This is a genomic window from Nostoc sp., assembly GCF_036917515.1.
Classification (GTDB): domain Bacteria; phylum Cyanobacteriota; class Cyanobacteriia; order Cyanobacteriales; family Nostocaceae; genus Nostoc.
This window is the reverse complement of record NZ_JBALDE010000204.1, coordinates 1-10,504: the sequence shown is the minus strand read 5'-3', so window position 1 is coordinate 10,504 and position 10,504 is coordinate 1. Positions and strand designations below refer to the sequence as shown.

The window sequence follows — 10,504 nt, the reverse complement described above, 5'->3', positions numbered from 1 at the left end:
TTCTAGCTGATATATCCCTGACATTGTTCATCCTTCATCTGGTTTATTCTTATTCTCTCATCTGTAGTCCAATTTTAGAGAATTGGTATAAGTAATCGCATAATAGATTACTGGAGATATCTAATAGACAAGAAGGAGTTAAAAGTCAGAATATAGAATTTTTCTGACTCTTTGAACTTCTGATGCCCAATATATCTTTTTATTTTCTTTGGGTAGCGATCGCTAATTTAGCCCCCGGAACCTGACGTACCCGATCCATCACCGCCACCACTCGGCCATAATCAACTTTTTCATCAGCATTAATAACCACTAATACTTCTGGGTTAGAACCAACTAAAGTCCGCACTTGCGCTGTCAAATCATCAACTGCAATTGGTTTACGGTTTAGGCTTACCTGTTCTTTTTCATCTACCGTAATGGTAATTTTAGTAGGAACTTGCTGTTGTTTAGCTGTAGCGGCCTTCGGTAAATTTACTGGCAAACCTTCGGAACGTGTTAAAAACAAAGTTGACATAATGAAAAATGTCAAAATTGCAAAAATCACGTCAATCATCGGCACGATGTTGATCTGTAGCGGAAGCTCTGGTTCATCTGGTAGACGCATAAGTTTTTATCCTCGTTCATAGCGACGGCGGTAAAGTAATTCTAGCTGTCCCCCATACTCCTGAATTAGTGCAATTTGCCGTTGGTACAATCCCCGAAAGGTATTGGCAAACATGAGTATGAATATAGCAACTATTAATCCTGATGCTGTTGATACTAGAGCCTCACTAATACCAGCGGTAACACTTGCCGTTTTGCTACCTCCCACATCACCAAGGTTTAGAGAGGCAAAAGAAGCTATCAATCCTAATACTGTACCAAGAAGACCTAACAGTGGTGCCAGACTAATAATTGTCTCGAAAAGGTTTTGGAAACGTTTTAACACAGGTATTTCAGCCTGTGATTCGCTTTCTAATGCCAAACGAAACTCCTCCGGGTTTGGCTCTTCTAATTCTAAAGCCGCCAGAAAAATCCGAGGGAGTGGCAAATCTGCGTTTTTCTGAAGTTTATCCATTGCACCGACAATGTTATCGAGACGATAGAGATTCAAAACATCTCGCACCACCCGGTTTTGACGTTGATTGATTCTTACCCAAAACCTAATCCGCTCGACGATCAGTGCCACACCTACTACTGAAAACGCCAACAGGGGCCACATGACAATACCACCTGCTGCAAATAAATTCTGAATTCCCATGTTTTTAAAACGTGATCAACAATACACAGTAAAACTACCAAAATCTAGAGAAAAGCTGAAACTTTTTATCAATAAAGTTTAGAATATAATGAGAATTTTTTCAAATCAAATTATCGTAATTTTGATTTACCCAAGCGTCACATTTTTTTAGAAAAAATCGTTCAACATCAAGGGTAGCTATTGGTTTAAGCTAGTTTCCAGACTTGTTAGCTCTCAGCATTCCTGTTTGCGCAGCGTCTTGATCGGGAAGAAGTGTAGCGACTGGCATTATTTCATATCTCTAAAAATTATACAAGCATGACAGGAGCCGCTTTCTAATTATAAATATTTGACAGCAACCACTTTTTATTTCATTCATACTAATAATTATTAGACAAGAAAGAGTTTGCAGTTAAGAGCCAGAATATAGAGTTATGTTAATTCTGGCTGTTAGTGTTGTTAAAATGGTTGGTGAATTTGAAGCAGGCGATTTTAATGGATGGAAAGATGTTAGCCTGGGTCAAAACATCTTGAAATATTGAGATAAACAGTATTTATACTTATTATCTTTGGGTAGCGATCGCTAGCCTTGCACCCTTCACCTGACGTACTTGATCCATTATTCCCACTATTTCACCATGCAAGACTTTTTGGTCGGCATTAATAATTACCAATGTATCTGGCTTAGAACCAACTAAAGTCCGCACTCGCGCTGCTAAATCATTAACTGCTATTGGATCGCGATTTAGGCTTACTTGACCTTTTTCATCTACCGTGATGGTAACTTTAGTGGGAATTTGCTGTTCCTTCGCCGTTGCTGCCTTCGGTAGATTTACTGGCAACCCTTCTGAGCGTGTTAAAAACAGCGTTGACATAATAAAAAATGTCAAAAGGGCAAACATTACATCAATCAGAGGTACTACATTTATAAATGGTTGTAAATCTGGTTCATTATCATCTAGATCCATAGGACTTCTCCTGTTGTTCGTAGCGGTTATGTTGTTCGTAGCGATCAAGGAACAGTATTTCTAGCTGTCCGCCGTACTCTTGAATCATTGTTATCTGTCGCTGGTATAGTCCCCGGAAGATGCTGGCTCCTAAAAGCACGAAGATAGCTACAATCAATCCTGTAGCGGTAGCAATTAAAGCTTCACTAATACCAGCAGTGACTGCACCAGTTTTAGTAGCTCCGACATCACCAACATTTAGTCCAGCAAATGAGCGAATTAATCCTAAAATTGTGCCAAGAAGTCCCAACAGAGGCGCTAAACCGATAATGGTGTCAAATACAGCTTGAAACCGCTTGAGCGAAGGTATTTCTGCTTGTGCCTCGCTTTTCAAAGCCAAACGAAATTTTTCTGGAGTCGGTCTTTCTAGCTGTAGTCCAGCCAAAAAAATGCGTGCTATGGGTAAATCTACATTTTTTTGCAGCTTATCCACAGCACTAACGAGATTATCAAGTCGATAAAGATTAAAAACCTCTCGCACTACCCGGTTTTGACGCTTACCAATCTGTATCCAAAACTTCGCCCGCTCAATCATTAGTGCCCCTGCAAACACCGAAAACGCCAGCAGAGGGAACATGACCACACCGCCTGCTTCAAATAAATGCTGAATTCCCATGTAGTGCCTCTAAACGTCATCAACAATACAAAATCAGACTACCAGAATCAAGCGCAAAAATGAAACTTTTTCTCAAGAAAGTTTAAAATATAATGGTAATTTTTTCAAATATAATTCTTATTATTTTTATTTAACATTTTTTTATGTTACATAAATTAATTTAATTAATACAGAATACAATTAATTTTATCTAGAAATCATCATAATCAACAGTATGTGTAGTATGTTTCAAACAAAGATATTTTTCTTGTTAAGTATGCTGTTTATAACACTGCCCAAAATAATTTTAAATTTTACTTGATATTTGCAACCATGCATTCTAATATGACTAAATTAGTGAGAATAGGTAGCAATAGCTATGAGCTTTTCCGGCACTACTGTCGAGCAACGTTCCAAAGAAGTTGAGGCTCTCAAGTCTTTTCTGACTTACAGTCTGATAGGTTCACTGGCGCTGCATATCGGCGTACTATCCTCAGGCATAGTTAATTATTTGACAAGAGTGCCCACGGGAGAAGAAGAACCAATAGAGGTGGCGATCGTTGAAGCTTCGACTCCAGAACCAGAAAAACCAGTTGAAAAAATTCCAGAAGAACCCAAAAAAGAACCAAAAATTGTTCAAAAACAGTCTATAGAAACTCTACCAGTACAAAAACCAGTACAAGAATTGATTGAAAGGCCAAAAATTCAGCCAGTTCCACAACAACCAAAACAAACTATTCAAAACCCACCACCAACAAATAGGGAAATTGCTCCTAAGCCAGAAGTCCCTGTAAAAAGTATTGCTCCTCAAAGCGGCGGTGGTGGTGGTGGCGGCGGCGGCGGTGGAAGTTCAGTCCTGACAGATAACTCTGGTAGTTCTGGCTCTGGTGTTGCTTTAAGTACAGGTTCAGGTACAGGTACAGGTACAGGAATTGGCTCTGGCACTGGCAGTGGTACAGGTTCAGGAATTGGTTCTGGCTCTGGCAGTGGTATAGGCTCAGGAATTGGCAGTGGTAGAGGTTCAGGAATTGGCAGTGGTAGAGGTTCAGGAATTGGCAGTGGTACAGGTTCAGGAATTGGCAGTGGTATAGGCAATGGAGTGGGAAACCGTCCAACAGTAGCAACAGCGCCAATAGCGCCAGCACCTCCACAAATTAATAGTTCAGGTAATGGTAATGTTAATGGTCGTGCAGCTTGCCGTGAATGTAATGCTAAGTATCCAGAGGCAGCAAGACGGCGAGGAGTTGAAGGCAGAGTAGAAGTAGCTGTAGATACTGATGCACAAGGCAATGTTACTAATGTGCGGGTTGCTCGCTCCAGTGGAAACCGCGAATTAGATGAAGAAACTGCCAGACAAGCACGTGAGTGGAAATTAAAACCCGCAGAAGGTGGTAGACAAGGGGTATCTATAGCAACTGAATTTGCCATCAAAGGTTCACGGCGATCGCGCCAAGTTCAAGAACGGCAGGCACAAAGAGAAGCAGAAGAGAGAACCCGACAAGCAGCTGCTGCCAACTCCACACCAGAAAATCCAAGACGTAGGCGCAGAGAGTTGACACCACCCTCATCTAATGAAGCTAGAGCCACAAGACCAGCAATATCTGGATTTAGTAGGCGACTGGAACCTCAAAGAACGGAAAGTCCTGCTAGAAACTCATCATCTGAAGCTCGGACAACTCGCACTCAAGGCAGTGCAAGAGAGTCCTTACGCCGCATCCGGCGTGAGCGAGCAACTACCAATTCATCACAACAGCCACAAGCAACCACAAATCAACGGCGGCGAAGAGGTAACGATAACACTAGCCAGAACAAGTTGCGGGACTCTTTGCGCGGTTTACGCCAACAACGTCAATCGCAACCTGCTGCACCGTCTACTGCTCCTAGTCAGCCGTAGAGGGACAAAACAAAACTTACTGGAATCATACTTTGATTAGCGATCGCACACCGCCTCCTCTGTTTTTAGGAGGCGGTTGTTTTTTATAGCAACCTTCTCGGCAGTTAGGACATTGGTGATTGCTCAAAACCCTGAAATTACTGGGTTTTATACTCAGCACGGGCTAAACGCCCCGCTACCGCTAACAGCACTTTGCTTGCTATATATAGGAATGGCTTCGTTAAGCATTACCCCTCTACCATGAAGAAGGGTTAGGAGTGGAGTAATTTTATGATGGGCAATTAGACACACTGGCGATCGCTTGATTTGCCAGTTAATAGTAGTGGAAGTAAATAATTTTGCACTTTCCCCTACCAACTTTTCTGATGAAGGTCATGTAAATCGCTGCGTTTAAAGAATCATAGTAGTGTTTGCTGATCGCCAATTATCTGCTGAGATATAGTCAATGGCTAACTTTCTATTTGCTCATCTGCACTTTACGCTAGGCGTCAGATTCACTGATTTCAATAAAACTTCTACATAAACACACACTGATGCAGTTTGATTTGCTTGAATAGCTATATTGATAAGACATTGATCCGACGGCAATTCACAATTCCTGATTATGGCAAGTAAATTCATTGATGTTAGGGAATATACTGTCAGGGCGCACAAAAGACAGATTCATACTCGTGTTTTCCAGTTTGTCTGTAAAGAGTGTAACGATCTGACAAAGCGCGAGACTTTCGGCCCTCGACCTTTATATTGTGAGAGATGTCGCCCTCCCCAACCACCTAAAAAATCCCAACCAGCATCTGACAAAGCAAAACCCAGAGCAATGTCTTATAAAAGTGATATCGATTTAAATTGATTAAAACCCTATGACTCAAAATGGACAATTAGAACCGCCTCCGGGCACCTTTCTCTCACCATTGTTGGAATTACGAGACTATTATGCTCGCCTTACAGAAGAGTATGAACGCCTCTTTGTGCAGGCGCGATCGCAGCTCGATCATGTAGAAGCGTTGTTGTCTAACTGGTCTTTTTCTGATGCCAACAAGCAGATATCAAGATTAACGACGGCTGATGAAACCTCAAATCTTTCTCCAGAAGGTTCACTGCGGTTTTTATCACCCCTTGATGATATCGAGGAAATCAACTTGGTGGAGTCTTTAGAGTCAGTACAAAAAGACTCAGATCGAGTTGAAATTGACGATTCCTTTTCTGCTGCTGTTGATACAAAAGAGAGTCAATCTCAAACGACATCAACAGATCCAAAGACCACCCCAGAGAACAACGATAGTTCAACGAAGGTAGTGGAAATTCCGATGCTACCTCAATATCAGCACGCTATCTCGCGAATGGAAGCCATAAAACAGCTATTGCAAGAACAGATAGGTACTGTTTGTCATATCGATTTTATCGTGCGATCGCTCTATGGAGAGTTAGATTCCTATCTATTCAAAGTAGTTAAAGGTAGGGTGCAATCTTCCCTCACCCAAGGCAGAGAAAGGAATTACTGGGTAACTATTCCCGATGAGCCAGGTTGTTATACTCTGGATTTAAGTTTGGTAGCCCCAAGTAATCGCAATGGTGCTTCTAGGAATACCAAGAACAAAAATAAGAAACCTTTCGTACCCCCGACAAAAACAGTACCGATGCTCAAAGCCTTTGAGGGTCAATTCTTAATTGATGCCCTCACCTCTCTATTGGAAGAAAATCCAGGTAAAGTTTTCAGCGTTGCTGAAGTGATCGCCGGAATTTATGGAGAACTAGATTCTCAGCAAATTAGAGAGATCAAAAATAAGGTACTGAATGAACTATCTAGAGGCTATCGGACAGGTAGATTCTCTAGGGTTCCTAATCAAATCGGCTTCTATACTTGGGACTCTAATCTGATATTGAAGGGGAATTCTCGTTAAATAGGGCATAGGGCATAGGGCATGGGGCATTGGACATTGTTATACTGCCCCTCTGCTCCCCTCTGCCTCTCTGCCTCTTCCCCAGTTTTGCCTATCCCAAAAACAGCTTGTATGCCGGATTCTTATTCTCATCCCAATAGCGATAGCCCAGGTGATCGAGAAAAGCTTGCCAATCTTTCATCTCATGGGGGGGAACCTGGATACCGACAACGATTCGTCCGTAGTCTGCCCCGTTATTGCGGTAGTGAAAAAGACTAATATTCCAGTCGGGACTCATGGAAGTAACAAACTTCATCAATGCGCCGGGACGTTCGGGAAACTCAAAACGGTAGAGCAATTCATTGTTAGCTAGGGGAGAATGTCCACCCACCATGTGCCGCAGATGTAGTTTAGTTAGCTCGTCATCCGTTAAATCAAGGGTTTCAAATCCATGAGCTTCAAAGGTTTCTACCATCTTGACAGCATCAGCACGGTTTTGAATTTGTACGCCGACAAAAATATGGGCTGTTTTTTCGTCGGCAATGCGATAATTAAACTCTGTAAGATTACGGTTGCCAATACATTCACAAAACTGGCGAATACTTCCCCGTTGCTCTGGAATTGTGACTGCAAAGATTGCTTCGCGGCGTTCGCCCAACTCTGCGCGTTCTGCCACAAAGCGGAGGCGATCAAAATTCATGTTTGCACCACAGGCGACAGCAATTAAGGTTTGTCCTTCGATTTGTTCTCGTTCAGCGTAGGCTTTGGCAGCTGCGATCGCTAATGCACCAGCCGGTTCTAAAATTGATCGCGTATCCTCAAACACATCTTTTATCGCAGCACAAGTATCGTCTGTACCCACCAAAATAATTTCATCTACATACTGCTGACATAAACGGAAGGTTTCTTCACCTACTTCCCGCACCGCTACACCATCAGCAAATAACCCTACTTGGGACAAGCGTACCCGATGTCCGGCTTTAAGTGATTGAGACATGGCATCAGCATCTACTGGTTCAACACCAATAATCTTGATTTCCGGACGCAACCGTTTTACATAAGCCCCAATCCCAGAAATTAATCCGCCGCCGCCAATTGCCACAAAAATTGCATGGATGGGTTGTTGATATTGTCGTAAAATTTCCATCCCGATTGTTCCCTGTCCAGCAATTACATGGGGGTCGTCAAAGGGATGAATAAAAGTCAATCCTTTTTCTACTTCTAATTCACGCGCATAGCTATAAGCATCATCATAAGTGTTTCCATATAACACCACTGCTCCGCCCCTCATTCTCACTGCATCTACCTTTACTTGGGGTGTGGTTATTGGCATGACGATAATCGCTCTGGTTCCCAAGCGTTGGGCTGCAAGGGCGACTCCTTGAGCATGGTTTCCCGCAGATGCAGCAATTACACCCTGTGCCAATATATCTGCTGGTAATTGCACCATCTTGTTATAAGCACCCCGCAGTTTAAAAGAAAATACTGACTGCATATCCTCACGTTTCAACAAAAGTTGATTATTCAGCCGCGCAGATAAATTTGGAGCAGACTCTAGTGGTGTTTCCTGGGCAACATCATACACACGGGCAGTGAGGATTTGGATGAGGTAGTCGCAAAACATGGGCGTCAAGCTGTTAGCAAATGCTGGATGGAAATTAATTTTACGTTACAAGCGATCGCACTGCTTTTATTGAATTGCCCTCTCTGGAAATTTTGATTGAATAAAATTTAAAAATTACTAATTAATATTTTTTGAAGAGAAATAAATTCAGTTATGGAAATTTTTTGCTCACTGCAAATTTCATGCGATCGCTGGTAGGTTGATTTGAAACGAGTGTTGCCAACTATTCGAGTGTTTAGAGCGACAGATTAAGTATACTTTTGCTTAATAACATAACTTCTCAATTTATGTTAAAGTATGCGTGGAAGATAGAAATTCGGCTGTACAGTTTGTTTTTATATATACTTGTATTACAGACCTCTCCGGATCTAAATCTCTACATCCTCTGATTCTGGAGACATTCTATGTCAATTTACGTCGGCAATCTATCTTATCAGGTTAAAGAAGATGACCTCCGGCAAGTCTTTGCAGAATATGGAACAGTCAAAAATGTTCAATTGCCTACCGACCGAGAAACAGGTCGGATGAGAGGTTTCGGCTTTGTGGAATTGGAATCAGACGCACAAGAACAAGCGGCAATTGATGCCCTTGATAGTGCTGAATGGATGGGTCGAGTCTTAAAAGTTAATAAAGCCAAACCCAAGACAGACGGCGGTTCCTCTGGTGGTAGACGAGGAAACTATGGCGGTGGTGGTGGTGGTCGTTATTGAAGACTAAAACCAAAAATTTAACTCTAAGAGGATGTTTGAAAAGTCATGATTGATGTATCAAATATTTTTTACCCCACCCTAACCCTCCCCTTGTAGAGGGGAGGGAACTCGGTTTTTCGGTTTCCCCTTTTACAAGGGGGGATTAAGGGGGGTGATTAAAATCACAGCCAACCACTTTTTAAACAACCTCTAAAGTCTTGAGGGCAGACAAGCAGTCTGCCTTTCTCCGATGAATGATTTCGGACTGCTATATATGCCTGATAATTAATAAGGCAATCTACAAACAGCAAAGATGCAGACTCTCCAAAAACTCTCACTCCCAAGCATGGGCTGCGGCACTTGGGCTTGGGGCAACCAACTGCTTTGGGGATATGACGAAAGTATGGATGAGCAGTTGCAAGCGGTGTTTAACCTTTGTGTAAGCAACGGTGTAACTTTATTTGATACAGGTGATTCTTACGGAACTGGGAGATTGAATGGTCGCAGTGAGTCACTTCTGGGACGATTCAACCGAGAATATCTAGGTTCTGGCAAAGAAAATATTTGTATTGCAACTAAGCTTGCTGCTTATCCGTGGAGATGGACACGTAAATCAATAGTAAGGGCTTGCCAGTCATCTGCCCAACGTCTGGGAAAAAATGTTGACTTGGTACAGATACATTGGTCAACAGCAAACTATGCTCCTTGGCAAGAAGAAGGACTTTTAGATGGTCTTGCAGATTTGTATGAGCAAAGACTGGTCAAGGGCGTGGGATTATCCAATTATGGGCCAAAACGGCTTGTGCGAGTGCAGAAAAAATTCGCCCAACGAGGTGTTCCAATTACAACTCTGCAAGTTCAATATTCTCTGTTGTCTACATATCCTGTCACTCAACTCAAGCTTAAAGACGTTTGCGATCAGTTGAACATTAAATTGATTGCCTACAGCCCTCTAGCTTTGGGACTACTGACAGGAAAATACTCTGAGCAAGGTCCTTTGCCTAAAGGTATTCGAGGTCTGTTATTTAAGCAAATATTATCAGGAATACGTAGAGGCGAAGCGGCTTCTGCTGGCAAATCGCTTTTAGAATGTTTGCAAGAGGTGGCACAGTTCAGAAACAAAACTATGTCACAGGTAGCAATTAATTGGTGCATCTGTAAAGGAACTATTCCTATCCCTGGAGCAAAGAGCGTGGAACAAGCAAAGGAGAATCTTGGTGCGTTGGGTTGGCAATTAGACGCTGGTGAAATTGCAGAGTTGGATCAGGCGGCGGCGAATACAGACAAAAAAATGGTACAAAATATCTTTCAAACTAAGTGATTCAAGGTCGCTGAATTAGAATATGAATCATTGCAAACAGGTGTTTTGACCACGACTGATATGGGAATAGTGTAGTTCAATTATTTGAAAAGCGCTGTCAAATCAAGACTTTTGTTAAGAGTCTAACGATGATATTATGCAGTTTGAGTATTATTATTAGAGACTTCATCTGTACTAGCTTTTAAGAGGATGTTTTAAAAGTCCAAGAAAGTAAAAACTCATGCGAGTCGTCGAAGCATAATACGTATCATCGCAATATAAATAAAAGTCTCGGA

General features: G+C 42.0%; 10 protein-coding genes and 1 pseudogene. 5 read left to right on the top strand and 6 right to left on the bottom strand.

Going from position 1 to position 10,504, the window contains the following annotated elements; all coding sequences use genetic code 11:
- Nucleotides 1–199: 199 nt before the first annotated feature.
- From V7K89_RS27080 to V7K89_RS27065, 4 genes and pseudogenes are all read right to left on the bottom strand, one after another.
- Nucleotides 200–604 (bottom strand): ExbD/TolR family protein, encoded by a 405-nt coding sequence (locus tag V7K89_RS27080; RefSeq protein ID WP_335192737.1) that lies wholly within the window; start codon nucleotides 602–604, stop codon nucleotides 200–202.
- A pseudogene (locus tag V7K89_RS27075) lies at nucleotides 588–1,240 on the bottom strand (MotA/TolQ/ExbB proton channel family protein). The gene V7K89_RS27080 and the pseudogene V7K89_RS27075 overlap by 17 nt, the downstream one beginning before the upstream one ends.
- Before the next feature lie 542 nt (nucleotides 1,241–1,782).
- A complete protein-coding gene (locus tag V7K89_RS27070) occupies nucleotides 1,783–2,187 on the bottom strand; it encodes an ExbD/TolR family protein (protein ID WP_335192735.1) in 405 nt (134 codons plus the stop codon).
- Complete coding sequence (locus tag V7K89_RS27065; RefSeq protein ID WP_335192732.1) at nucleotides 2,174–2,842, bottom strand: MotA/TolQ/ExbB proton channel family protein; 669 nt, start codon at nucleotides 2,840–2,842, stop codon at nucleotides 2,174–2,176. Before V7K89_RS27065 ends, V7K89_RS27070 begins: the two co-directional genes overlap by 14 nt.
- A gap of 358 nt (nucleotides 2,843–3,200) precedes the next feature.
- Here V7K89_RS27065 and V7K89_RS27060 point away from each other — a divergent pair, with 358 nt between their 5' ends.
- Nucleotides 3,201–4,715, top strand: a complete 1,515-nt coding sequence (locus V7K89_RS27060; protein ID WP_335192730.1) for a TonB family protein — start codon at nucleotides 3,201–3,203, stop codon at nucleotides 4,713–4,715.
- A 153-nt stretch (nucleotides 4,716–4,868) separates the two neighbouring features.
- Here V7K89_RS27060 and V7K89_RS27055 read toward each other — a convergent pair whose 3' ends face one another.
- Nucleotides 4,869–5,072, bottom strand: coding sequence for a hypothetical protein (locus tag V7K89_RS27055; protein WP_335192728.1), 204 nt, complete (start codon nucleotides 5,070–5,072; stop codon nucleotides 4,869–4,871).
- A gap of 247 nt (nucleotides 5,073–5,319) precedes the next feature.
- On the opposite strand from V7K89_RS27055, the gene V7K89_RS27050 reads away from it, so the two are divergent.
- Both V7K89_RS27050 and V7K89_RS27045 read left to right on the top strand, forming a co-directional pair.
- A complete protein-coding gene (locus V7K89_RS27050; RefSeq protein WP_335192726.1) occupies nucleotides 5,320–5,565 on the top strand; it encodes a hypothetical protein in 246 nt (81 codons plus the stop codon).
- Nucleotides 5,566–5,575: 10 nt separating this feature from the next.
- The gene (locus V7K89_RS27045) at nucleotides 5,576–6,616 is read left to right on the top strand and encodes a hypothetical protein (protein WP_335192723.1); all 1,041 of its coding nucleotides are present in this window, start codon (nucleotides 5,576–5,578) and stop codon (nucleotides 6,614–6,616) included.
- Between the two features lie 91 nt (nucleotides 6,617–6,707).
- Here the strand turns inward: V7K89_RS27045 and ilvA are convergent, their stop codons facing one another.
- Nucleotides 6,708–8,219, bottom strand: coding sequence for a threonine ammonia-lyase, biosynthetic (gene ilvA, locus V7K89_RS27040; protein WP_335192721.1), 1,512 nt, complete (start codon nucleotides 8,217–8,219; stop codon nucleotides 6,708–6,710).
- Nucleotides 8,220–8,623: 404 nt separating this feature from the next.
- Between ilvA and V7K89_RS27035 the strand changes: the two genes are divergently transcribed.
- Both V7K89_RS27035 and V7K89_RS27030 read left to right on the top strand, forming a co-directional pair.
- Nucleotides 8,624–8,929, top strand: a complete 306-nt coding sequence (locus V7K89_RS27035) for an RNA recognition motif domain-containing protein (protein ID WP_335192719.1) — start codon at nucleotides 8,624–8,626, stop codon at nucleotides 8,927–8,929.
- A gap of 292 nt (nucleotides 8,930–9,221) precedes the next feature.
- Nucleotides 9,222–10,229 (top strand): aldo/keto reductase, encoded by a 1,008-nt coding sequence (locus V7K89_RS27030; RefSeq protein WP_335192718.1) that lies wholly within the window; start codon nucleotides 9,222–9,224, stop codon nucleotides 10,227–10,229.
- Nucleotides 10,230–10,504 lie beyond the last annotated feature (275 nt).

Excerpts from the sequence above, each read along its gene's own strand:
- ilvA (WP_335192721.1), bottom strand. The coding sequence starts at position 8,219 with ATGTTTTGCGACTACCTCATCCAAATCCTCACTGCCCGTGTGTATGAT.
- V7K89_RS27080 (WP_335192737.1), bottom strand. The coding sequence starts at position 604 with ATGCGTCTACCAGATGAACCAGAGCTTCCGCTACAGATCAACATCGTG.
- V7K89_RS27065 (WP_335192732.1), bottom strand. The coding sequence starts at position 2,842 with ATGGGAATTCAGCATTTATTTGAAGCAGGCGGTGTGGTCATGTTCCCT.
- V7K89_RS27045 (WP_335192723.1), top strand. The coding sequence starts at position 5,576 with ATGACTCAAAATGGACAATTAGAACCGCCTCCGGGCACCTTTCTCTCA.
- V7K89_RS27060 (WP_335192730.1), top strand. The coding sequence starts at position 3,201 with ATGAGCTTTTCCGGCACTACTGTCGAGCAACGTTCCAAAGAAGTTGAG.
- V7K89_RS27035 (WP_335192719.1), top strand. The coding sequence starts at position 8,624 with ATGTCAATTTACGTCGGCAATCTATCTTATCAGGTTAAAGAAGATGAC.
- V7K89_RS27030 (WP_335192718.1), top strand. The coding sequence starts at position 9,222 with ATGCAGACTCTCCAAAAACTCTCACTCCCAAGCATGGGCTGCGGCACT.
- V7K89_RS27050 (WP_335192726.1), top strand. The coding sequence starts at position 5,320 with ATGGCAAGTAAATTCATTGATGTTAGGGAATATACTGTCAGGGCGCAC.
- V7K89_RS27070 (WP_335192735.1), bottom strand. The coding sequence starts at position 2,187 with ATGGATCTAGATGATAATGAACCAGATTTACAACCATTTATAAATGTA.